This window comes from Vreelandella nanhaiensis (assembly GCF_003990185.1).
GTDB lineage: Bacteria > Pseudomonadota > Gammaproteobacteria > Pseudomonadales > Halomonadaceae > Vreelandella > Vreelandella nanhaiensis.
Window position 1 is genome coordinate 249,454 of record NZ_RZHF01000015.1, and the last position, 20,899, is coordinate 270,352.

The window sequence follows — 20,899 nt, forward strand, 5'->3', positions numbered from 1 at the left end:
GCGTCATGACGCGTAATGTAAATGTACTTACCATTGCCGGCTCCGACCCTTCTGGCGGCGCGGGGCTACAAGGTGATCTCAAGACGTTTTCGGCGCTCGGTGTCTATGGCACCAATGTGATTACGGCCGTGATTGCGCAAAACACCTGTGGTGTTGCCTCGGTGTATCCGGTCTCTCCTAAGGCAATTCGAGAGCAGCTGGAAAACCTGCTGGATGACGTTGAGCTAGATGCAGTCAAGATCGGTATGGTGGCCAGCCGTGATGTCGCCGAGGTGATCGCCGAGGTGTTGAGCAAGCGCCGTCCGCGCTGGATCGTGCTGGACCCGGTGATGGTCGCCAAGAGCGGCGATATCCTGGTCGATGACGCGGGGATTCGTGCGGTACGCGATATTCTGGTGCCGCTTGCCGACGTGATCACTCCCAACCTGCCGGAAGCGGCGGTACTGCTGGATACCTCGTCGCCTTCGAGCCTGGACGCCATGGAGGCCATGCTGCCGGGTCTGACCCGGCTGGGCGCGCCCTATGTCGTGCTCAAGGGCGGCCATCTGCGCGGCGAGACCTGTCCCGATCTGCTGGCCACCCCGAGCAGCCATGAGTGGCTACCCGCCTCACGTATTCAGACCGAAAATCTGCACGGTACCGGTTGTGCGCTCTCGTCGGCGATTGCTGCCTGTTTGGCCAAGCTACCTGCTGAAGCGTCCAGCCAAGCGCCCGTTTCCGCCATTGGTGATGCCAAACGATGGCTGCACGCCGCGCTGGAAGCCAGCGCTCTCCTGAGCGTAGGCAAAGGGCGCGGGCCTGTGCATCATTTTCATGCGTGGTGGTAAGCGGTTCAGGAACGCCAGGGGCAATGGCCAGGCGAGCAATTGAAATGGCTCGTTAGAATGCGTGGCTAGCTTGCGGGATAGAGCTTCGCCCACCATGCTGAGGAATGTCTGTATGACTCCCCCAAGGCCTGGCTTGTTCTAGGAGCGTTATGCCATGACCCCCACGTTTGTGTTTGCCACTGACCTTTCTGCCGATAATCGCGCCGGCTTCGCCCGAGCGCTACGCCTTGCCTATGCCCAGCATGCTCAGCTGGATATCCTGCACGTGCTTGATCCCTACCTGCCGCGGCGCCTGCTCCGTGAGCTGGAGCAGGCGGTCAATGAGGACATCGCTACGACGCTGACGGATATTCGCGAAGATTACGCCCTGGAGGCGCCCAAAACAGTCATTCAGACCGTGATGGGCGAGCCACATGTGGAGGTTGTACGCAAGGCTCACGAGCAGAAGGCTGAGCTGATTGTGCTGGGCATGCATCGCAAGCGGGGGCAAAAAGAGCTGCTGGCAGGCACCACCTTTATGCGCATCCTGCGCTGCGCGCCGTGTCCGGTGGTCATTGTCCAGCGCGTGCCTACCCAGCCATGGCAGCATATCCTGGTTCCTGTCGACTCTTTTCTGACCGTTCGCCAGACGCTAAGCGAGGCCTTACGCCGCTTCCCGGAAGCTAAGATCACGCTGCTCCACGCCTGGACGCTACCCGGCGAGGTTGAACTTGGTTCTGAGGTTTATTACGCCCGCTGGCGCGAGCAGGAGGTAGCCCGCTTGCAGGCGTTGTTAAGCAGTGAAGTCGAGCGCATAGTGCAGGACAAGGATGGGGCGCTGGATATTGAACTGGTGCTTGAGTCAGGCACGCCCAGCGAGGTGGTTCAGGGCTATATAAAGCAGCACACGCCCGATGTGGTGATGATAGGCAGCCGCGGCCAACCTTATCACTCAAGCCAGCTGACGCAGACGCTGCTCAGTGAGCCTCACTGCGATTTGATACTCTGCCGCGCCTGGTAACGGCCAAGGCAGGTACACTGGGCGCTTTACCTTTTATCTATACAGGAGAAGCGCCGTGAAAGTGCTGATACAGCGGGTCAGAAAGGCAAGCGTGACGGTTGAGGGGCAGACGGTTGGCGCCATTGATCAGGGGCTTCTGGCGCTGGTCGGCGTTGAGAAAGGCGACAGTGACGCCGCCGTTGAGAAAATGCTCCACAAGCTGTTGCACTACCGTGTATTTAGTGATGCCGAGGGCAAGATGAACCTCAACCTTCAACAAATAGACGGCGGCCTGCTGCTGGTTTCCCAGTTTACCCTCGCCGCCGAGACCCATAAGGGCCTGCGTCCTGGCTTTTCCAGCGCCGCCCCGCCTGCCGAGGGCGAGCGGCTGTTCAGCGCCCTGGTCGCTCGGGCCCAATCAGCCTGGCCGAAGGTGGCGACCGGCCAGTTTGGTGCCGATATGCAGGTAGCGCTGGTCAATGACGGCCCGGTTACGTTTTTGCTGGAGAGCTAGCGCTAAAGCTCGGCGTTTTCACTGGCGACAAGCTCCGCCTCCATGGCCTCTAGCGCTTCCTCGGCAGCTAACCACTGCTGTTCGGCGCTGTCCAGGCGGGCTTTAATGGTGGCCTGTTGGGCCAAGGCATTGGTGAGCTCGGCTTTGCGGGCACTGTCGGTATAAAGCTCAGGGTCGGCCAGCACGGATTCAACTTCTTCCAGCGAGATCTGGGCCTTTTCCATGGCCTGTTCAGCCTTATCGCGCTCTTTTTTCAACGGGCGAAGCTTCTCACGTAGTTCGGCCGCTGCCTTACGGGCGGCCTTGCGCGCCTCACGGCTATCACCACTAGGCTGCTGGCTCTGGCGTTCGGCCTTTTCGCTGCGCGAATCGCGGCGGCTCTCTTCAAGGCGAGCTTTTAGCCAAGCGCGATAATCCTCAAGATCGCCGTCAAACGGCTCCACCCGATGATCCGCCACGCGCCAGAACTCATCGACCGTGGCGCGCAGCAGGTGGCGGTCGTGGGAAACCAGAATTACTGTGCCCTCAAAACCTGCCAGCGCTTCGGTCAGCGCTTCGCGCATCTCCAGGTCAAGGTGGTTGGTCGGCTCATCTAGCAGCAGCAGGTTCGGCTTTTGCCAGGCCACCAGGGAAAGCGCCAAGCGGGCCTTCTCACCGCCTGAGAAAGTGGCGACTTCGCCAAAGGCGTCATCGCCCTTGAAGCCAAAACCGCCCAGGAAGTTGCGAATCTCCTGCTCGCTTGCCTTGGGCGACAGGCGCTGAACGTGCATGAATGGCGTTGAGGTGACGTCCAGGCCTTCCAGCTGGTGCTGGGCGAAGTAGCCAATCGCCAGGTGCTCGCCCGGAACACGTTTGCCGCTGAGCAGCTCAAGCTCGCCGGTAAGCGACTTGATCAGGGTCGATTTACCCGCCCCGTTGGGGCCCAGCAGACCAATGCGGCTGCCCGGCAGCAGGGTGATGTTGACCTTGTCCAACTGGACATTATCGTGCTCCTTGCCTCGGTAGCCCAGCTGGGCCTGATCAAGCACCAGAAGCGGATGCGAAGTCTTGTCCGCGGCGGGCAGGGTGAAGTGAAAGGGCGAGTCGACGTGGGCCATGGCAATATCTTCCATGCGCTCTAACATCTTTACCCGGCTCTGTGCTTGGCGGGCCTTGGTGGCCTTGGCTTTAAAGCGCGCAATAAAGCGCTCAATTTCTTCACGCCGGGCCTGCTGTTTAGCCGCTTCGGCTTGCTGCAGTGCAAGCTTTTCAGCGCGGGTGCGCTCAAAGCGTGAATAGTTGCCCCGATAGAGCTCAAGGGTCTGGTGGTGCATATGCACGATGTGGTCACACACGGCATCCAAGAAATCCCGATCGTGGGAAATCAGTAGCAGGGTGCCGGGGTAGCGGGCCAGCCACTGCTCAAGCCATAAAAGCGCATCCAGATCCAGGTGGTTGGTCGGCTCATCCAGAAGCAGTAGATCAGAAGGCATGAACAGCGTGCGCGCCAAGTTGACGCGCATACGCCAGCCGCCTGAGAAATCCGAAAGCGGGCGGGTAAGGTCTGCCTGGAAAAAACCAAGCCCCACCAGCAGCTGCGCAGCGCGAGACTCAGCGCGGTAGCCATCCAGGGTTTCGATCAACCCGTGAAGTTCGGCTTCGCGATGGGCTTCGCCCGCCTCTTGGGCGGCATAAAGCTCGGCTTCGGCCTGGCGCAAGGCCTTATCGCCATCCAGTACATACTCGATGATCGGCCGATCAAGCGCTTCAACTTCCTGAGCCATATGCGCAATGCGCTGGCCGCCGCTCATCTCGACATCACCTTGGTCGGGGCCTAATTCACCCAGCAGGAGCTTGAAAAGGCTCGATTTGCCAGCGCCGTTTGCCCCGATAATGCCCGCCTTGATACCGTCGTGCAGGGTCAGGTCGGCGTTCTCAAGTAGCGTTTGCGTGCCGCGTTGCAGCGCGACTTGGCGCAGTGCGATCATGCTCTCTCCCAAAAAAAGTGGGTAAACCAATGCTCGATTCTAACCGATTGCGCCGTCTGGAGCAGATGCCGTTATGGGATTTTGCTCTATCGTTTTACTCAGCCCCCGACGTTGAAGGCGCCTGTCTGACGTTGCAAGACACGTTGGGTATCGATGTCTGTGAGCTGCTGTTTCATGGCTGGCTGTTTGTGCACGGGCTTGAAGCGCTGTCCGTCCCTCTTGCCAAGCAGCGCAAAGAACGCGAGATATGGCAGCGCGAGGTTACCCAGGTGTTACGCCATTTGCGGCGCCACCTGAAACCTGAGGCACAGCAAAGCGCCTCGATTGACACGCTGCGTAAAACGATCCAACAGGCTGAGTTGCAGGCCGAGCGTGAAAATCTTCAACGCTGGCAAACCTGGGCGATTGAAAATCCAGATGATGAAGTGCGCCTAACAAATTGTGCGCTAATTTCGAACGATGTTGAAAGATGGCTGCAAGATCGCCTTTTTTTTGCTGAACTTGACAAAAGTTGTCTCCATGCGTCAGGCGCGCGCGAAGACATCTCAAGCGCCTGGCAGACCCTGGCAAGCCGGCTTGACCGCTTCGAATCACCGCGCTAGCCTGAAATTAAGCTGCTTTTGAATAGTATTCGTTATACGTCCGCTGACCCGCAGCAATGGATAACGTTTTTGCGTGTCAGCGAATGTAAAAAAACAAGAGCAGATTTTTGCGCACTCGTATAGCGCGCTTACCACTGCAAGGGGAACATCGCATGAAGGCAAGCAAGTTAGTAACGACGGCGAGCGTAGGCGCATTGCTGCTTGGCATGACAGCGGCCGCACAGGCGGATAACTGGCGCTACGCGCATGAAGAGTACGAAGGCGATGTACAGGATGTGTTCGCCATCGCGTTCAAAGAGTACATTGAAGAGAATTCTGACCATACTGTTCAGGTTTACCGCTTTGGCGAGCTAGGTGAGTCTGATGACATCATGGAGCAGACCCAAAACGGCATCCTTCAGTTTGTGAATCAGTCACCGGGCTTTACCGGCGCACTGATTCCAGAAGCGCAGATCTTCTTCATCCCCTATCTGCTGCCTACTGATGAAGAGACCGTGCTGACGTTCTTCGACGAGAGCAAGGCGATCAACGAGATGTTCCCTGAGCTTTACGCCGAACAGGGGCTTGAACTTTTAAAAATGTACCCTGAAGGTGAAATGGTGATCACCACCAACGAGCCGATCAGCTCGCCGGAGGACATGCGCAATAAGAAAATCCGCACCATGACCAACCCGCTACTTTCCGAAACCTACGATGCCTTTGGCGCAACGCCAACGCCGCTACCGTGGGGCGAAGTGTACGGGGGCCTGCAAACCGGCATTCTGGACGGTCAGGAAAACCCGATTTTCTGGATCGAATCAGGCGGCTTGTACGAAGTGTCGCCGCACCTGACGTTTACCGGCCATGGCTGGTTCACCACTGCCATGATGGCGAATCAGGACTTCTTTAATGGATTATCTGAAGAAGACCAGGCGCTGGTTCGGGAAGCCTCTAACGCGGCTTACGACCACACCATTGAGCATATCAAGGGCCTGGCCGACGAAGCGCTGGAAAAAATCCAGGCAGCATCTGATGAAGTAACTGTCACACGTCTAGATGAAGAGCAGATCCAGGCATTCCGTGATCGTGCCCCGCAGGTTGAAGAGGCCTTCCTTGAGATGACCGGTGAGCGCGGCGCCGAGTTACTTGAGCAGTTCAAGACCGATCTTGAATCCGTTACCAACGAGTAACCGCTGAATGACCGCTTGAACAAGAGTGGTGTTCATCAAAGGGGCAGTCAACGCTGCCCCTTTTCTATTGCTGTTACGTAGATGAAAGATGGCTGAAGGGTGAATAAAGCGTTGGAGATTATTTATCCAGCGCTAAGGCGGAAACGCCGGGCACCCATTACGCTAAGAAGGCGTCAAGGCGTTATATATCTATCCTATCGTGCATGTAGAACCATCATGATATCTCGCGTGCTATTGGCGTTCACTCGCCATAGTCATGCCGAAAAACAGGAGTTCGGCCATGACCGATGAAGAATCCGAGAAGAATTATCACTCAGGTTTACCCGGGGTGTTGGGAGTGATCGACACTGCAATTAGCAAAATCGAGTCAGTCATACTGGCGCTAGGGGTTTTGCTAATGGCGCTGAATACGGTCATCAACGTTATCGCCCGCTTCGTGTTTGGCAATAGCATCATGTTTTCCGGCGAGCTAAACCGAATTTTAATCATCATGATTACGTTTGCCGGTATCGGCTATGCGGCACGCCATGGCCGCCATATTCGCATGTCGGCCATTTATGATGCGTTGCCAGTGGGCGGGCGCCGGGTGTTGATGATCAGCATTTCGCTGTTCACCTCACTAATCATGTTCTTTCTACTTTACTACTCGATCGTTTATATCCAGGACCTTTACGGCAAGGGGCGCGTACTGCCGTCCTTGAGCCTACCGGTGTGGATTATTTACCTATGGGTGCCGATGGGCTTTTTAATCACGGGTATTCAATACCTGCTGACCGCTATCAAGAACTTCACGTCTCATGATGTGTATCTCTCAACCGGGGTGGTGGACGGTTATAAAGATACGGAAACCGAAGTCTGATGCAGGCATTGCACTCTAGGGGAACGTTATGACAACGATAATGGTAGTCACCATGATTGCCCTGCTGCTGCTGGGCTTTCCAATGATGGTGCCGCTGATTACGGCGGCAATCATCGGCTTCTACATGATGTTTAACGGCTTCGGCCAGATGGATACGCTGATTCAGCAAATGATGGCGGGCATTCGTCCGGCATCGCTGATTGCCGTGCCCATGTTTATTCTTGCAGCCGATATCATGACCCGGGGCCAGTCGGCCAATCGGCTGATCGATATGGTGATGGCGTTTATTGGCCATATCAAGGGCGGGCTTGCTGTCAGCACGGCGGCGTCGTGTACGCTGTTTGGGGCCGTGTCCGGCTCTACCCAGGCAACCGTGGTGGCGGTCGGCTCGCCGCTACGCCCTAAAATGCTCAAAGCTGGGTATTCGGACTCGTTTACCCTGGCTCTGATTATTAATGCTAGCGATATTGCATTTTTGATCCCGCCCAGTATCGGCATGATTATTTACGGGGTTATTTCGGGAACCTCGATTGGCGAGCTGTTTATTGCTGGTATCGGCCCAGGCTTGCTTATTCTACTGATGTTTTCGGCATACTGTATCGTTTACGCGATAGTAAAAGACGTGCCGACTGAAGCGCGTGCCAGCTGGAAAGAGCGAGGCGTTGCCGTTCAAAAAGCACTTTGGCCATTGGGTTTCCCTGTAATTATTGTAGGTGGGATTTACGGGGGGATTTTCAGCCCTACCGAGGCGGCCGCCGCTTGCGTGCTTTACGCAGTACTGCTCGAGTTTGTAGTGTTCCGTTCACTCAAGATAAGTGATATCTACGCTATCGCGAAGTCGACTGGCCTGATTACTGCGGTGGTGTTTATCTTGGTCGCGGTGGGCACCAGCTTCTCTTGGATCATCTCTTTTGCCCAGATTCCTCAGGCGATTCTGGAAACCGTAGGGGTCAACGATGCCGGGCCAACCGGCGTTCTGATCGCGATCTGTGTCTCCTTTTTTATTGCCTGTATGTTCGTTGACCCGATCGTGGTGATTCTGGTGCTCACGCCCATTTTCGCCCCGGCTATTGCCGCTACCGGGCTCGACCCGGTGCTGGTGGGTATTCTGATCACCCTGCAGACGGCGATCGGCTCGGCCACGCCGCCGTTTGGGTGCGATATCTTCACCGCCATCGCGATCTTCAAGCGCCCTTACTGGGACGTCATCAAGGGAACGCCGCCGTTCATTTTTATTCTGATTCTGGCGGCCGTACTGCTGATCATGTTCCCGCAGATTGCGCTGTTCCTGCGCGATGTGGCCTTCCGCTAACCTTCACGAGGAGAATTGCATGTTTAACCGCATTCTGGTCCCGGTGGATGGTTCCAAGGGGGCTATCAAGGCGCTTGATAAGGCAGTCGGGCTGCATCTTCTGACGGGCGCCGAGCTGTATTTCCTGTGCGTGTTTAAGCATCACAGCCTGCTTGAGGCCTCACTTTCCATGGTACGTCCAATCCAGCTGGATATTCCTGATGATGCGCTGAAAGAGTACGCTACCGAAATTGCCGTACACGCAAAATCTCACGCCATCGAGAAGGGGGCTGACAGTGCCTACGTACGCGCCTTTGTAAAGGGCGGGCGCCCTTCAAGAACCATCGTGCGCTTTGCCTGGAAACGGGAGTGCGATTTGATCGTGATTGGCGCTCAGGGCACCAACGGCGAAAAGGGCACGCTGTTGGGCAGTGTTGCCCAGCGGGTAGCCGGCGCTGCGCACTGCCCAACGCTGGTGGTGTAGCCAGTATTCGGTTATTGGCCTAAACCTCTGCGTCGAATTGAGGTCGTAGCAACACCCGCCGCCTTGGAGAGATGCACCACGAGGCGGCGGGTGTTAGTCTTTGGGGCATCTAACATATGGCGTATTTCGCCGTCGAATAAGGTTACTTTTTCTATGAAAACACTACTCTCTTCAACGGCGCTGACCAGTCTACTGCTTGTGGCCCCTTTTGTGGCGGCCGCGCCGGATACTGATGAACAGCGTCTGGCCTATAGCTTAGGGGTGACTCTAGGCGAAAGCATGAAGGCCGATATCGGGGATCTGGACCTGGATGCGTTTAATGACGGTATGCGCGATGTGTTCGAGGAAAATGAATTAGCGCTTAGCGAAGAGCAGATGGTCGAGTCGATCATGGCCTTCCAGGCGAGTGCCCAGCAGGCACGCGAAGAAGAGGCTGCCGAAATTGCGCAGATGAATAAGGAAGAAGGTGAAGACTTCCTGACTGAAAACGCCGAGCGCGAAGGTATTGAAGTGACCGAATCGGGCCTGCAGTATGAAGTGCTTGAATCCGGCGATGGCGCAACGCCTGGGCCTGAAGATACCGTTGAGGTGAACTACGAAGGTATGCTGCTCGACGGCACCGTATTTGATAGCTCGTTTGAGCGCGGCGAACCGGTGAGCTTCCAAGTTAATCAGGTAATTGAAGGTTGGCAGGAAGCGCTGCAACTAATGAGTGTCGGCGACAGCTGGATGCTGTATATCCCGGCTGAGCTTGCCTACGGTGAACACGGTCAAGGCCCGATCGGCCCCAATGAAATGCTCACCTTCCGCGTTGAACTGTTGGGCGTCGAATAACCAGTGGCTCTGATTCCAGCGGCTACCCGCTATGCCGGTGTACTGCTGCTGGTAGGTGGGCCGCTGGCTGCCAATGCCGCCGTGCAAGCACCTGAGCGCTTACCCGCACTCAATGCAATAACGCAGCAGGCAAGCGTGGTGGGCGTCTCATCGGGCGGATATATGGCCGTCCAGCTGGCGCTTGCCTGGCCTGAGCGCTTTAGCGGCGTTGGCGTATTGGCGGCGGGGCCTTGGGGGTGTTCCCAAGGCACGCTCAGCATGGCACTGAACCGCTGCATGATGACGCGTGGTGGCCTGCCTGATCTGGAGGATCTTGAAGACCGCCGGGCTCGTTACTTGGAAAACGGACAGGTGGGCGATCAAGAAGCTCTTGGTAAGCTAAGAGCCTTTATCTGGCATGGCGGGGCGGATAACGTGGTTGACCCCGAGCTGGTGACGCTTTTGGCCGGGCAATGGCGGCAGTGGTTGGCAGCGTCTGACCAGCTAAAGGTCGTGCACAATCAGGCGGCGGGCCACGGCTGGCCGGTGCGCTTGCACGAAGAGGAAACGGTTGGCCCCTATGAGCTGGGAAACTGCCGTCAGGGTGGGGGCAGCCATGTGCTTGCCTGCGATGAAGATGTCGCCCGCAAGATGCTTAACTGGCTATACCCAGAGCGTGAAACGGTCAGCCCTGAACCAGGTGAGCTGGTCGCGTTTGATCAGTCAGAGTTTGTGGCCAAGGGGCTGGCCGATACCGGCTATCTATTTATCCCCGCTTCCTGTGAGGATGAAGCCTGCCCGGTCACAATTGCTCTGCACGGCTGCCAGATGAGCACCAGCGCCATTGATGATACTTTCATTAGCCATAGCGGTTTGAATCACTGGGCTACAAGGCATCGTCAGATCGTGCTTTACCCGCAGATCGACAGCAGCTTGTCGAATCCTCAAGGCTGCTGGGATTGGTGGGGGTATGCTGAAAGTCTCTGGCAGCAGAACCCGCTGCACGATACTCGTGAAGGTGCTCAGGTGAGCGCGTTAATGAACATGCTCGATCGTCTGGAAGAGGCTACTCAGCCCAATTAGCTGCTGAGCACGCTGATATCGAACCAACTGCCCAGTTTCCCCTTGGGCGTTTCCAGAACCACCCGCGCTCGCCAGGGCACAATGGCGGGTGCTGTGATGTCTTTCTCCTCACCCAACTGGCCATGACCGCGAAAGCGGCCAGGGGCAATCATGTAGAGCACAAAGCGGTAAACGCTAACGTCCTCCTGTGGGCTTACGAAATCCACGCTGACATGGCTCGGGGTCATTCCCTCAATATTGATTTCCAACGGTAGTGGCGTTAGTGCTCTGATCGGCCCGCGGGCATTTATATGAAAAGTCATCCGTCCTGCCTCGCCCAGCGTGGCGGAGCAGGCCTGGGTATTTAAATCACACTGGGCCGCTGCCGGAAACCAGGTAACGTGGCTGTCATCATGCAAGCGATGAAAAAAGACGTACCACATGCATACGGCCAGCCCTAGGCCGGTGACTAGAATCAGTACCTTGAGTCCCTGCAAACCTGCAAAGTAAGCAGGCTTAGGTAGTATCTTCATGGCAGAATACCGCTACGCAGGCCGTGAGGCGGGGTGTCGTTTCATGGTAACAGTAAATGTGTCGATGTCGTTGTGCTGTGATGTCGCAGTCAATAAGGAAACGTCATGGAGAGTATTACCGCGGCCCTCGGCCCCCTGTTTCTATTGATTCTTCTGGGAACAGGCCTGGGTTACTGGCGCTGGCCGAGCACGGATTTCTGGTCGCAGATGGAACGGCTAATCTACTTTGTACTATTCCCGGCCATGCTGGTGGGGACGCTGGCGACCGCTGATGTCAACCAAGTGCCGGTAGGTCGCCTGGCGCTGGTGTTGCTGGGTGCCATGGCGCTGTTTGGTGTACTGATCTGGAGATTTCGGGGCTGGCTACAGCTGACACCTGCGGCCTTTACGTCGGTCTTTCAAGGCGCTATACGCTTTAATACCTATGTTGGTGTTGCCGGCGCCGCCGCGTTGCATGGCGGGCCGGGGGCTACGACTGCGGCGGTGGCCGTAGCGCTTATGGTGCCCGTGGTTAACGTGATGTGCGTGGCAAGTTTTGTGGCGGCGGGGACATTGGGCCACGCCAGCATGGGTAAAAGCGTGATGGCGTTGGTGAAAAACCCGCTGATACTCGCCTGTCTGGCAGGGATAGGGTTAAACCTGAGCGGCATTGGCTTACCTGGATGGAGCGAGGATACCGTGAAGCTACTGGGGCAGGCCGCATTACCCTTGGGGCTGATTGCTGTGGGCGTGGCACTGCGCCCGGCCGCACTGTTACGCATCGACCGCGGCCTGTTGGCGACCAACAGCATTAAGCTGTTTTTAATGCCCGCATTGGTGCTAGCGCTGGCCTGGGTGTTAGGTCTGGATACCATAAGCCGAGATGTAGCCCTGCTGTTTGCCGCGCTTCCCACGGCAACCTCGGCTTATATCCTGGCTCGCCAGCTGGGCGGCGATGCCGAGCTGATGGCCGCGATTATCACCGGCCAGACCCTGCTTGCCATGCTTACGCTACCGCTATGGCTACAGCTTTCCGGATAAGATGTAAAAATAAATAAAAAGTATTCGCATTTGTGTTGACGAGGTAAATGCGAATTATTATATTGTGGTTGTAGCGTTTAATGAGCCGCTACAGACCACGACAGAAAACCGCCAGTTTGCTGTCATGGTTTCTCCCTCTCATTGCTAGTCACGGTCTTTTGCCACTCCCTTGGAGTGGCTTTCTTTTTTCTGGGGCCCCTCAACCGACCTTGAGCGCATTGCGCTAATAACGTTTGCCTAGCAAGCTGCTAGTCATTATGACGTTATCAAGGAGGTTACTGTGCAGCTTTATCTCAATGCTACTTCCCCCTATGCCCGTATTGTTCGTGTCTGCCTTTATGAGAAGCGCCTAGTAGAGCAAGTTGAGCTTTGCTGGTGCGACCCCTGGGTGGAAGATAGCGAGCTTTTGCAGATTGCGCCGCTAAGCCGCATTCCAGCACTGGTGACTGATGAAGGTGAAGTGATTACCGAATCACTGCTGATTGCGCTTTATCTGGATTCGCTGGAAGAGAGGGCAGCTTTGGTGCCCGCTAATGCACTGGCTAAAACGCTGGCACTGGCAGGTTTAGGCCAGGGGCTGATGGACGCGGCGTTTAACGTGGTGATTAGCCGAAAGCACGGCGGGCGCGATGTCGATGAGACGCTGCTGGGAAGGCGCCGCTTAGCGGCGATTGAGCGATCGTTAACAGCGCTTGAGGCGCACACCAGGATAATAAATGGTGATACCGAACGCACCTTGGGCGTGATTGCAGTAGCCGTGGCGCTGAGCTATTTAAGCTTTCGCTTGCCTGAATTCGATTGGGAAAACCGCTGCTCCGCGCTGAGCGCCTGGCATGCCCAAGTGACCGCCAGCGAGAGCTTTACGCTGACGGCCTTTGCCTGAGGGGGTGTACTTACGCCTTACGCTGATAAATCAGATCCCACACACCGTGACCCAGCTTCTCACCTCGGGCTTCAAACTTGGTCAGCGGGCGGAACGCCGGGCGGGGCACGTAAGGCGCGGTGTCGGCATCGGCTGTGTTGGCGTAGCCGGGGGCGGCTTCCATTACCTCGGCCATCCACTCCGCATAGGCTTCCCAGTCGGTCGCCATATGGAAAGTGCCGCCGGGCTTGAGACGTGTACGAATCAGCTCCACAAACGCGGGCTGCACAATGCGCCGCTTATGGTGCTTTTTCTTTGGCCAGGGGTCAGGGAAGAACAACTGCACGGTGGTCAGTGAGCCTTCCGGCAGGCACTTTTCCAGTACGGCCAGCGCGTCTTCCTTGTAGATGCGCAGATTGGTCAGGCCGCGTTTGTCCACTTCATCAAGCAGTTTTCCGACGCCCGGTGAATGTACTTCAATGCCGATGAAATCGGTGTCCGGATGGGTTTCTGCCTGCTCGATCAGCGAATTCCCCATACCAAAACCGATTTCGACCACACGGGGCGCTTCCCGGCCAAACAGTGTGGTCAGGTCCTGCAGACCGTCGTCAATCGTCAGGCCAAAGCGCGGCCACACATCTTCAAGGCCCCGGGTTTGTGCCTGGGTCATGCGCCCGGCACGGATTACATAGCTTTTAATACCGCGACGATGCAGCGGCGCTTCAGCGCTTTCTGGCCCGGTTGAGGACTCATCGCTACTTTTAATATCAGTCATAAAATCTCTTAACCGTTAATGCGGCCAGCAAAAGGTGATGATGGGTCTGCAGTCTGCCGACGCGGCATGCGCCCGGCCAGGAAGGCATCGCGTCCGGCTTCTACCGCATTTTTCATGGCACGGGCCATGCGTAGCGGCTCGCGTGCGTGAGCAATGGCCGTATTGAGCAGAACGCCATCGCAACCCAGCTCCATGGCCATGGCCGCGTCGGACGCCGTGCCGATACCGGCATCGACAAGTACCGGCACGTTGCTCTGCTCTACAATCAGGCGCACGTTGTGCGGGTTCTGAATGCCGTGGCCCGAGCCAATCAGCGAGCCCAGCGGCATGATGGCGCAGCAGCCCATGGCTTCAAGCGCGCGGGCTATAATCGGGTCATCGCTGGTGTACACCATGACATCAAAGCCATCGGCCAATAGCGTCTCGGCGGCTTTCAGTGTTTCCACCACGTTGGGGTAGAGCGTGGTGTCATCACCCAGCACTTCCAGCTTGACCAGGTTGTGACCATCCAGCAGTTCGCGGGCCAGACGGCAGGTACGCACGGCGTCTTTGGCAGTGTAGCAGCCTGCCGTGTTGGGCAGCAGGGTATAGCGCGACGGTGAAATAACGTCAAGCAGGTTAGGCCCGGCTTCCTGACCCAGGTTGGTGCGGCGTACGGCAAAGGTGACAATCTCGGCGCCGCTTTCGGCAATGGCAGCCCCGGTCTCGTCGAAGTCTTTATACTTGCCGGTACCCACCAGCAGGCGAGAGCTGAAGTCGCGTCCGGCAATGGTAAACGGCGTATCGGTGTGAAATGTCATAGCGAATCCTGGATAAAGCGCGAGAAAGAGGGCATAGCCAGTAAAAGAGTCATGAGCGACGGGCTAGCCACCGCCAATGGCATGCACCACTTCCACCTGGTCATCTTCGGCCAGAAGGGTAGTGGCTAGCTGGCTGCGCGGTACGATCTCTTCGTTGATTTCGACCGCGACGCGCCGACCGGTGAGGCCCAGCTGGGCAATCAGATCAGCGGCCGTCAAGTCAGCGTCCAGAGTGTAAGGCTCGCCATTAAGCTGAATGTGCATAAAACCGTCTCGTCTATCGAGGCATAGAGTCTAAAAAGATATAGCGTCTATATAGACACAGGGGTGACCCTAGCGAAATACCATAAAGTGCCTCTATTGTAGCGGTTTCCCGCGGCGCAAGGTATGCCGAGCCGCACGCTCGCTTATAAAGACGCGGTAACACCTTGAAAGGAGCAGCAATGCAACGTAATGAACGGTTGATCTGGTGCCTGATGGCGCTCTCCGGCGCTATCACGGTTATGGTGGGCGCGTATGCCACCCATGGGCTGGCAGCGCGAGTAACGGCTGAGCTGGTACATGCTGTTGAAACCGGCGTGCGCTACCAGGCCTGGCACACGCTGGCGATTATGGCGGTGCTGATCGGTCAGCGTGTGTTTGGCTTCAAAGGCTGGCAGTGGCCGGTTGCGCTGTGGGGATTGGGAATGGTGGGCTTCTCCGGCTCGCTTTATGCCATGGCGATGGCCGGTTGGAATGTGGGCATCGTCACACCAATTGGCGGCGCTCTGCTGATTGCCGGGTGGTTGATGCTGGCCGTGGCGGTGCTAAGAAGCCCATTACTTAAGCCCCTAACTAAATAGCCCCAGGTAGATCCGCTGGCGCGTCGATATCACGCAAGATGCCCGCATCCGCTACCGGGCATTCCCGCAAACGTGAGGCGTACTGCTTGATCACGCCCTTGGCACCGTCACCGCCGCTGAGCCTCTCAAGCGCGGGCCACATTGCCCGCCCGAAAATAACCGGATGCCCCTGCCGGCCTTCAAAGCAAGGCCGCACGATCGCATCGCGGGAGGCCAGACGTTGCAGGGCCCGCAGCGTCTCTGACTCAAGGTAGGGCATATCGCCGAGCAGGATCGCTAATGCGTCAATATCATCAAGGCTGGGGTCACGGCTCAGTGTGCCCACCGCTTCAGACAGGCTAGCTCCCAAGCCAAGATGCGCCTGGCGAACGCGCACCAGCGTTAAGTCGTTGGAAAGACCCAATAAAGCTGATTTGTCCTCTTCGCGCACGACCACGCGCAGGTAAGTAAATGCTCTTTGGGCATTGGCAACCGAGGTTGACAACAGCGTTTGGCCACCCGGCAGAAGCGCACAGCGTTTATCGTCAAGGCCGAAGCGGCGCGAGTAGCCTGCGGCCATCAGCAGGGCCACGACGCGATTAGAGCTCATCAAGCGTTTTTCCATGCTGAACGCGCACAATATCAGCCATTACCGCGAGAGCGATTTCGGCCGGAGTTTTGCTGCCCAACGCCAAGCCAATCGGCATATGGATGCGCGCGATTTCTGCCTCGCTCAGCCCGCCGGAGCGTGCCAGCCGCGCCGCCCGCGCCGTCGAGGTGCACAGAGACCCCATGACGCCGATATAAAAGGCGCTCGTGCGCACGGCCTCCATCATCGCCAGGTCATCAATACGCGGGTCATGGGTGAGCGCCACTACAGCAGTGGCACCATGGCAGGTGCTCGGCGAAATATACGACGAGGGCAGCAAGGTTTCCACCCGGGCGCCGGGCACGTTAAAGCCAGCACAGGCGGCCTCGTTCGGGTCACAGACAATCACTTCATACCCAAGCGTCACGGCAAAAGCCGCACACGGCGTGGTAATCGGCGAAATACCAGCGATGATCAGTCGGTGAGCCGGGGAGACGCGCATATTGATAGTATTACTTTGTCTTTCTACACGCGGCCCGGTGGGTGGGCCCGGGAGAAAAACGCGCTCGCCGCTTGATATGTCGACCCTGCGTATCAGCGGCTCGTGGCCCTTGAGCGCGTTTAAAACCACACCCAGGTGTTCGCGGGTCTCGGCGGTGGGCGCCAGCCGCTCAACCAAGACATCCAGCACGCCGCCACAAGGCAGCGCCACGCCTGGAGCATCGCTGTCTGACGTGTCGCCGTAGCGGGTTGTGGTGATGGGTTTCTCGAAGGCACCGTTTTTGAGCCTTTCGAGAAAATCATCCTCCACACAGCCGCCGGAGAGCGAACCGATATGCTCACCGCGCGAGGTTGCTACCAGCCATGACCCCGGCGCCCGAGGCGAGGAGCCAAAGGTTTCAAGCACGGTACAAAGCCAGATCGTCTCGCCCTTTTCACACCATGTCAGCGCTTGTTCGATGACCTTGAGGTCTAGGTGTTGCATTGAGTAACGCGTTCCTTGTTCAGCGACCTGCAAGCCGGGCCGGGTGTCTATGTGCAGTGTAGCGTAGACCAATTGCGTGCTTAGGCGGGAGTATCAGAAGAGTTGGGCTGGTGGCTTTAATTGTGACTATGCTTAATCCGTCATGACCGTGACTAGGCGATAGCAACGAAAAATCAAAGGCAATTCAAATGACCTCAACGACAACGTTCGAGAAGCATCGTGAAAGCGCCACGACCCGCTCCGCGGTTGCCCTGTCGATCAACGGCCAGCGCCACGAGCTGGAGCTTGATAATCGCACCACGCTGCTGGATACCCTGCGCGAACATCTAAAACTCACCGGCTCCAAAAAAGGCTGCGATCTTGGCCAGTGTGGAGCATGTACGGTTTATATCAACGGCAAGCGGGTGAACGCCTGCTTGACCCTGGCGGTAATGCACCAGGACGACGAGATCACCACCATTGAAGGCGTGGGCGATGTCGAGCATATGGACCCGATGCAGCAGGCGTTTATTGATAACGACGCCTTTCAGTGCGGCTACTGCACGCCGGGCCAGATCTGCTCGGCCAAGGCGACGCTTGATGAGATTCGCGCCGGCATTCCGAGCCACGTGACCAAAGAGCTCACTGGACCCATCGAGATCAGCGATGAGGAGATCCGCGAGCGCATGTCCGGCAATCTCTGCCGTTGTGGTGCCTACGCCAACATCTTGAAAGCCATCAACCAGGTTGCCAAAGACCAGATTGTCAAAGACCAAGTTGCCAAGGAGCGCTCATGAAAGCCTTTTCCTATGAGCGCATTGATGATGCCGCTCAGGCGGCGGCGCGCGCCTTTGAAGTGCCAGGCTCCAAATTCATTGCTGGCGGCACCAATTTGCTCGATCTAATGAAGCACGAAATCGAAGTGCCGCCGCATCTGATCGATATCACCCGAACCGGCCTTGACGATATTACCGAAACCGGTGAGGGCGGTGTACGTATCGGGGCGCTGGTGAGCAACACTGCCTTGGCCGCCAATGAGCGCATTCGGTGCGATTACCCGGTACTCAGCCGAGCGCTCTTCTCCGGTGCCTCGGGCCAGCTCCGCAATAAGGCCTCCACCGGCGGCAACCTACTCCAGCGTACCCGTTGCCCTTACTTCTACGATACGGCGATGCCCTGTAACAAACGCGCGCCCGGTGCGGGCTGTGCCGCACTCGACGAGGGTGCCGATACCCGTCAGTTGGGTGTCATCGGTACTTCAGAACACTGCATCGCGACACACCCATCGGATATGGCAGTGGCCCTTCGCGTGTTGGATGCCGAGGTGGAAACCATCACCCCTCAGGGGCAGACGCGCAGGCTCACACTTGATGAGTTCTACCGGCTTCCTGGCGACACCCCGGACGTGGAGAACGTACTCGAACCCGGGGAAATCATCACCGGCGTGGTGCTTCCTGCGCCGGTCGGCGGACGCCAGCAATACTATAAAGTGCGTGATCGCGCTTCTTACGCCTTTGCGCTGGTATCGGTGGCGCTGATCGAAACCGACGACGGCAAGGGCCGCGTGGCGCTGGGTGGCGTGGCGCACAAACCCTGGCGGCGTGATGAAGCTGATGCTGAGCTTGGCAACGGCGCCAAGGCAGTAATGGCAAAGCTTTTGGACGGCGCGCGCCCCACCGATGAGAACGCTTATAAGCTGACACTTGCCGAGCGTACGCTGGCCGCCCTGCTGGCAAAGGAGTGATGTATGGATTTTAATCAATCAGCCGACGAGAACCTCTTTGACCACGCCCGAATCATCGGCAAGCCCCATACCCGGGTCGATGGCGCACTGAAAGTGACCGGCACGGCACCCTACGCCTACGAGCGTCATGATGTAGTAGAGAATCCTCTGGTGGGCTACCCGCTGGGGTCGAGTATCGCCAAAGGACACATTACACGCATGGATGCAACGGCGGCGCGTAACGCTGAAGGCGTGGCGGCGGTGATCACGACGCTGGATATCGACGAGCTGCCCCGGGCCGAAAGCAACGTGGCCAAGCTGTTTGGCGGCGATATGATCGAACACTACCACCAGGCGATTGCCGTGGTGGTGGCTGACACGCTGGAGCAGGCCCGGGCGGCCACGTCGCTTATTGAGGTAGAGTACGAAGAGATCCCGGGCGAGTTCGATCTGGATGATGCCTGGAAGCGGCTGCAGGATAGAGACGTGGTTTCGCACGTGGGCGATGTGGATGCAGCCTTTGAAAGCGCCGAGATCACGCTTGACGAGACTTACTACACCGCCTCGCAAAGCCACGCCATGATGGAGCCCCACGCGACGATCGCGGACTGGTGCGACGGCAAGAACATGACACTCTGGACCTCGAATCAGATGATCGAGTGGACCCGCCAAGCGCTGGCTACCACTTTCGAAATCGACGCGGACACCATCCGCCTGGAAAGCCCCTACATAGGTGGCGGTTTTGGGGGCAAGCTGTGGCTGCGCGCCGACGCCGTGCTCGCCGCACTTGGCTCAAGAGAAACCGGTCGCCCGGTAAAAGTGGCGCTGCCACGCTCGTTTATCTTCAATAACGCCACCCATCGCTCCGGCACCGTGCAGCGGTTGCGCATCGCAGCTAACAGGGACGGGCGTATCACTGCCTTCGATCACGCGGCGATCTCCCACACGCTGCCCGGCGGCAGCGGTGAAGATGCGGTCAACCAGACGCGCTGCTTCTACGCTGGCGAAAACCGCCGCGTGGCGCACCACGCCATCGACATGAATTTGCCCGAGTCCGCTGACATGCGCGCCCCCGGCGAAGCTTCAGGCCTGGCCGCGCTGGAAATCGCCATGGACGAAATGGCCGAGAAGCTGGGGATGGACCCGGTGGAGTTCAGGATTCTCAACGACACCCAGGTCAACCCCGAAGAGCCCTCCAAGCGCTACAGCGACCGCCACTTCGTCGAGTGTTTGCGCAAGGGCGCCGAGGGATTCAACTGGAGCGCGCGTAACACCACGCCGGGTAGCAAGCGCGAAGGACAGTGGCTGATTGGCCAAGGTATGGCCGGCGCCTACCGCGGTGCGCCCACGCTGGACTCCGGCGCGCGGGTGCGGTTGAGCGAAGGTCGGCTGATCGTCGAGACCGACATGACCGACATCGGCACCGGTTCCTACACCATTATCGCTCAGACCGCTGCCGAAACCATGGGTCTGGAAATGGACGATGTGGAAGTGCGCCTGGGCAACAGCGCCTACCCAGCGGCCTCGGGCTCCGGTGGGCAGATGGGCGCGGCCAGCTCCACTGCAGGAGTTTATGCGGCGTGTGTGGCACTGCAAGGCGAGATCACCAAGCGGCTGGGTGTCGAGTCGGCACGGTTTGAAAGTGGCCAGGTGGTAGCCGGTGGCAAGCGCGTGGCGCTACGCGACGTGGCCCAGAATGAAGAGCTGGTAGGCGAAGATACGCTGCACTTTGGCGATTTCAAGGATGAGCTTGAGATCGGCACCTTCGCGGCGCACTTCGTTGAGGTGGCAGTGCATGCCTATACTGGCGAAACCCGCCTCAGGCGTACGCTCTCGGTAGTGGATGCCGGGCGTATCTTGAACCCTGTCACCGCGCGTAGCCAGGTGATCGGCGGCATGACCATGGCCACAGGCGCGGCATTGACCGAGGGTCTGAACATCGACTCACAGCGTGGGTATTTTACCAACCACGACCTGGCCGGTTACGAAATAGCCGTGCACGCCGATATTCCCGAGCAGGAGGTGATCTTCCTAGACACCCAAGACGGCGCCTCTACGCCCTTGAAAGCCAAAGGAGTCGGTGAACTGGGTATCTGCGGTGGTGCGGCGGCGGTGGCCAACGCCATGTACAACGCAACCGGTATCCGCCTGCGCGATTACCCGATGACACTGGATCGTATGCTTGATCGGCTGCCTGGCGCGTAAGCCGGGCGCTGTTTGCGTGGCAACCTATAAAGGTGCGGGA

The 20,899-nt window shown here is 57.8% G+C and carries 23 protein-coding genes; 16 read left to right on the plus strand and 7 right to left on the minus strand.

The features are described 5' to 3' along the window. Positions 1–5 precede the first annotated feature (5 nt). The 3 genes from thiD (at position 6) to dtd (ending at position 2,320) form a co-directional block, all read left to right on the plus strand. Positions 6–827, plus strand: coding sequence for a bifunctional hydroxymethylpyrimidine kinase/phosphomethylpyrimidine kinase (thiD, locus tag ELY38_RS11470; protein ID WP_127062357.1), 822 nt, complete (start codon positions 6–8; stop codon positions 825–827). Between the two features lie 154 nt (positions 828–981). Next, the gene (locus ELY38_RS11475; protein WP_127062358.1) at positions 982–1,827 is read left to right on the plus strand and encodes a universal stress protein; all 846 of its coding nucleotides are present in this window, start codon (positions 982–984) and stop codon (positions 1,825–1,827) included. 55 nt (positions 1,828–1,882) lie between these two features. Then, on the plus strand, positions 1,883–2,320 hold the full coding sequence (dtd, locus tag ELY38_RS11480; RefSeq protein ID WP_127062360.1) for a D-aminoacyl-tRNA deacylase: 438 nt from the start codon (positions 1,883–1,885) through the stop codon (positions 2,318–2,320). Positions 2,321–2,322: 2 nt separating this feature from the next. Here the strand turns inward: dtd and ELY38_RS11485 are convergent, their stop codons facing one another. Beyond that, positions 2,323–4,287, minus strand: coding sequence for an ABC-F family ATP-binding cassette domain-containing protein (locus tag ELY38_RS11485; RefSeq protein ID WP_127062362.1), 1,965 nt, complete (start codon positions 4,285–4,287; stop codon positions 2,323–2,325). 29 nt (positions 4,288–4,316) lie between these two features. Here ELY38_RS11485 and ELY38_RS11490 point away from each other — a divergent pair, with 29 nt between their 5' ends. The 7 genes from ELY38_RS11490 (at position 4,317) to ELY38_RS11520 (ending at position 10,588) form a co-directional block, all read left to right on the plus strand. Beyond that, positions 4,317–4,889 (plus strand): TIGR02444 family protein, encoded by a 573-nt coding sequence (locus ELY38_RS11490; protein WP_127062364.1) that lies wholly within the window; start codon positions 4,317–4,319, stop codon positions 4,887–4,889. 152 nt (positions 4,890–5,041) lie between these two features. Then, positions 5,042–6,058, plus strand: coding sequence for a TRAP transporter substrate-binding protein (locus ELY38_RS11495; RefSeq protein ID WP_127062366.1), 1,017 nt, complete (start codon positions 5,042–5,044; stop codon positions 6,056–6,058). A gap of 280 nt (positions 6,059–6,338) precedes the next feature. Continuing rightward, positions 6,339–6,917 carry a TRAP transporter small permease gene (locus ELY38_RS11500; protein WP_127062368.1) on the plus strand — a complete coding sequence of 193 codons (579 nt, stop codon included), beginning with the start codon at positions 6,339–6,341 and terminating at the stop codon, positions 6,915–6,917. Between the two features lie 28 nt (positions 6,918–6,945). Further along, positions 6,946–8,229 (plus strand): TRAP transporter large permease, encoded by a 1,284-nt coding sequence (locus ELY38_RS11505; protein WP_127062370.1) that lies wholly within the window; start codon positions 6,946–6,948, stop codon positions 8,227–8,229. 19 nt (positions 8,230–8,248) lie between these two features. After that, positions 8,249–8,692, plus strand: coding sequence for a universal stress protein (locus tag ELY38_RS11510; RefSeq protein ID WP_127062372.1), 444 nt, complete (start codon positions 8,249–8,251; stop codon positions 8,690–8,692). Between the two features lie 153 nt (positions 8,693–8,845). After that, positions 8,846–9,526: a BamJ family beta-barrel-assembly machinery protein gene (locus ELY38_RS11515; protein ID WP_127062374.1), complete on the plus strand. Its 681-nt coding sequence runs from the start codon at positions 8,846–8,848 to the stop codon at positions 9,524–9,526. Between the two features lie 12 nt (positions 9,527–9,538). Continuing rightward, the gene (locus tag ELY38_RS11520; protein ID WP_127062573.1) at positions 9,539–10,588 is read left to right on the plus strand and encodes an alpha/beta hydrolase-fold protein; all 1,050 of its coding nucleotides are present in this window, start codon (positions 9,539–9,541) and stop codon (positions 10,586–10,588) included. On the opposite strand, the gene ELY38_RS11525 is transcribed toward ELY38_RS11520, so the two are convergent. Further along, on the minus strand, positions 10,585–11,100 hold the full coding sequence (locus ELY38_RS11525; protein WP_127062375.1) for a hypothetical protein: 516 nt from the start codon (positions 11,098–11,100) through the stop codon (positions 10,585–10,587). The genes ELY38_RS11520 and ELY38_RS11525 overlap by 4 nt on opposite strands. Positions 11,101–11,205: 105 nt before the next feature. Here ELY38_RS11525 and ELY38_RS11530 point away from each other — a divergent pair, with 105 nt between their 5' ends. Both ELY38_RS11530 and ELY38_RS11535 read left to right on the plus strand, forming a co-directional pair. Beyond that, positions 11,206–12,120: an AEC family transporter gene (locus ELY38_RS11530; RefSeq protein WP_127062377.1), complete on the plus strand. Its 915-nt coding sequence runs from the start codon at positions 11,206–11,208 to the stop codon at positions 12,118–12,120. Between the two features lie 280 nt (positions 12,121–12,400). Then, entirely contained in the window at positions 12,401–13,003 is a 603-nt protein-coding gene (locus tag ELY38_RS11535) for a glutathione S-transferase N-terminal domain-containing protein (RefSeq protein ID WP_127062378.1), read from the plus strand. 10 nt (positions 13,004–13,013) lie between these two features. Here ELY38_RS11535 and trmB read toward each other — a convergent pair whose 3' ends face one another. The 3 genes from trmB to thiS all read right to left on the minus strand — a co-directional run bounded on the left by trmB (position 13,014) and on the right by thiS (position 14,821). After that, positions 13,014–13,757, minus strand: coding sequence for a tRNA (guanosine(46)-N7)-methyltransferase TrmB (gene trmB, locus ELY38_RS11540; RefSeq protein ID WP_127062380.1), 744 nt, complete (start codon positions 13,755–13,757; stop codon positions 13,014–13,016). 8 nt (positions 13,758–13,765) lie between these two features. Further along, on the minus strand, positions 13,766–14,557 hold the full coding sequence (locus tag ELY38_RS11545; protein WP_127062381.1) for a thiazole synthase: 792 nt from the start codon (positions 14,555–14,557) through the stop codon (positions 13,766–13,768). Positions 14,558–14,620: 63 nt separating this feature from the next. After that, the gene (gene thiS, locus ELY38_RS11550) at positions 14,621–14,821 is read right to left on the minus strand and encodes a sulfur carrier protein ThiS (RefSeq protein ID WP_127062383.1); all 201 of its coding nucleotides are present in this window, start codon (positions 14,819–14,821) and stop codon (positions 14,621–14,623) included. Between the two features lie 179 nt (positions 14,822–15,000). On the opposite strand from thiS, the gene ELY38_RS11555 reads away from it, so the two are divergent. After that, a complete protein-coding gene (locus ELY38_RS11555) occupies positions 15,001–15,399 on the plus strand; it encodes a DUF423 domain-containing protein (protein WP_127062385.1) in 399 nt (132 codons plus the stop codon). On the opposite strand, the gene ELY38_RS11560 is transcribed toward ELY38_RS11555, so the two are convergent. Together ELY38_RS11560 and ELY38_RS11565 are read right to left on the minus strand one after the other, a co-directional pair. Further along, on the minus strand, positions 15,392–15,988 hold the full coding sequence (locus tag ELY38_RS11560; RefSeq protein WP_127062386.1) for a nucleotidyltransferase family protein: 597 nt from the start codon (positions 15,986–15,988) through the stop codon (positions 15,392–15,394). The genes ELY38_RS11555 and ELY38_RS11560 overlap by 8 nt on opposite strands. After that, a complete protein-coding gene (locus tag ELY38_RS11565) occupies positions 15,978–16,952 on the minus strand; it encodes an XdhC family protein (RefSeq protein ID WP_127062388.1) in 975 nt (324 codons plus the stop codon). Before ELY38_RS11565 ends, ELY38_RS11560 begins: the two co-directional genes overlap by 11 nt. A 188-nt stretch (positions 16,953–17,140) precedes the next feature. On the opposite strand from ELY38_RS11565, the gene ELY38_RS11570 reads away from it, so the two are divergent. The 3 genes from ELY38_RS11570 to paoC are packed head-to-tail and all read left to right on the plus strand — an operon-like array spanning position 17,141 to position 20,859. Next, positions 17,141–17,728 (plus strand): 2Fe-2S iron-sulfur cluster-binding protein, encoded by a 588-nt coding sequence (locus tag ELY38_RS11570; protein WP_127062390.1) that lies wholly within the window; start codon positions 17,141–17,143, stop codon positions 17,726–17,728. Beyond that, the gene (locus tag ELY38_RS11575) at positions 17,725–18,675 is read left to right on the plus strand and encodes an FAD binding domain-containing protein (protein ID WP_127062391.1); all 951 of its coding nucleotides are present in this window, start codon (positions 17,725–17,727) and stop codon (positions 18,673–18,675) included. Before ELY38_RS11570 ends, ELY38_RS11575 begins: the two co-directional genes overlap by 4 nt. 3 nt (positions 18,676–18,678) lie before the next feature. Continuing rightward, positions 18,679–20,859, plus strand: coding sequence for an aldehyde oxidoreductase molybdenum-binding subunit PaoC (gene paoC, locus ELY38_RS11580; protein WP_127062393.1), 2,181 nt, complete (start codon positions 18,679–18,681; stop codon positions 20,857–20,859). Positions 20,860–20,899: the final 40 nt, after the last annotated feature.

Bases quoted from the DNA above. Each gene is read 5' to 3' on its own strand.
- ELY38_RS11555 (WP_127062385.1), top strand. From the start codon at position 15,001: ATGCAACGTAATGAACGGTTGATCTGGTGCCTGATGGCGCTCTCCGGC.
- ELY38_RS11490 (WP_127062364.1), top strand. From the start codon at position 4,317: ATGCTCGATTCTAACCGATTGCGCCGTCTGGAGCAGATGCCGTTATGG.
- thiS (WP_127062383.1), bottom strand. From the start codon at position 14,821: ATGCACATTCAGCTTAATGGCGAGCCTTACACTCTGGACGCTGACTTG.
- ELY38_RS11530 (WP_127062377.1), top strand. From the start codon at position 11,206: ATGGAGAGTATTACCGCGGCCCTCGGCCCCCTGTTTCTATTGATTCTT.
- ELY38_RS11575 (WP_127062391.1), top strand. From the start codon at position 17,725: ATGAAAGCCTTTTCCTATGAGCGCATTGATGATGCCGCTCAGGCGGCG.
- ELY38_RS11515 (WP_127062374.1), top strand. From the start codon at position 8,846: ATGAAAACACTACTCTCTTCAACGGCGCTGACCAGTCTACTGCTTGTG.
- ELY38_RS11475 (WP_127062358.1), top strand. From the start codon at position 982: ATGACCCCCACGTTTGTGTTTGCCACTGACCTTTCTGCCGATAATCGC.
- ELY38_RS11545 (WP_127062381.1), bottom strand. From the start codon at position 14,557: ATGACATTTCACACCGATACGCCGTTTACCATTGCCGGACGCGACTTC.
- thiD (WP_127062357.1), top strand. From the start codon at position 6: ATGACGCGTAATGTAAATGTACTTACCATTGCCGGCTCCGACCCTTCT.
- trmB (WP_127062380.1), bottom strand. From the start codon at position 13,757: ATGACTGATATTAAAAGTAGCGATGAGTCCTCAACCGGGCCAGAAAGC.
- ELY38_RS11565 (WP_127062388.1), bottom strand. From the start codon at position 16,952: ATGCAACACCTAGACCTCAAGGTCATCGAACAAGCGCTGACATGGTGT.
- ELY38_RS11570 (WP_127062390.1), top strand. From the start codon at position 17,141: ATGACCTCAACGACAACGTTCGAGAAGCATCGTGAAAGCGCCACGACC.
- ELY38_RS11505 (WP_127062370.1), top strand. From the start codon at position 6,946: ATGACAACGATAATGGTAGTCACCATGATTGCCCTGCTGCTGCTGGGC.
- ELY38_RS11495 (WP_127062366.1), top strand. From the start codon at position 5,042: ATGAAGGCAAGCAAGTTAGTAACGACGGCGAGCGTAGGCGCATTGCTG.
- ELY38_RS11485 (WP_127062362.1), bottom strand. From the start codon at position 4,287: ATGATCGCACTGCGCCAAGTCGCGCTGCAACGCGGCACGCAAACGCTA.
- ELY38_RS11500 (WP_127062368.1), top strand. From the start codon at position 6,339: ATGACCGATGAAGAATCCGAGAAGAATTATCACTCAGGTTTACCCGGG.
- ELY38_RS11525 (WP_127062375.1), bottom strand. From the start codon at position 11,100: ATGAAGATACTACCTAAGCCTGCTTACTTTGCAGGTTTGCAGGGACTC.
- ELY38_RS11510 (WP_127062372.1), top strand. From the start codon at position 8,249: ATGTTTAACCGCATTCTGGTCCCGGTGGATGGTTCCAAGGGGGCTATC.
- paoC (WP_127062393.1), top strand. From the start codon at position 18,679: ATGGATTTTAATCAATCAGCCGACGAGAACCTCTTTGACCACGCCCGA.
- ELY38_RS11560 (WP_127062386.1), bottom strand. From the start codon at position 15,988: ATGAGCTCTAATCGCGTCGTGGCCCTGCTGATGGCCGCAGGCTACTCG.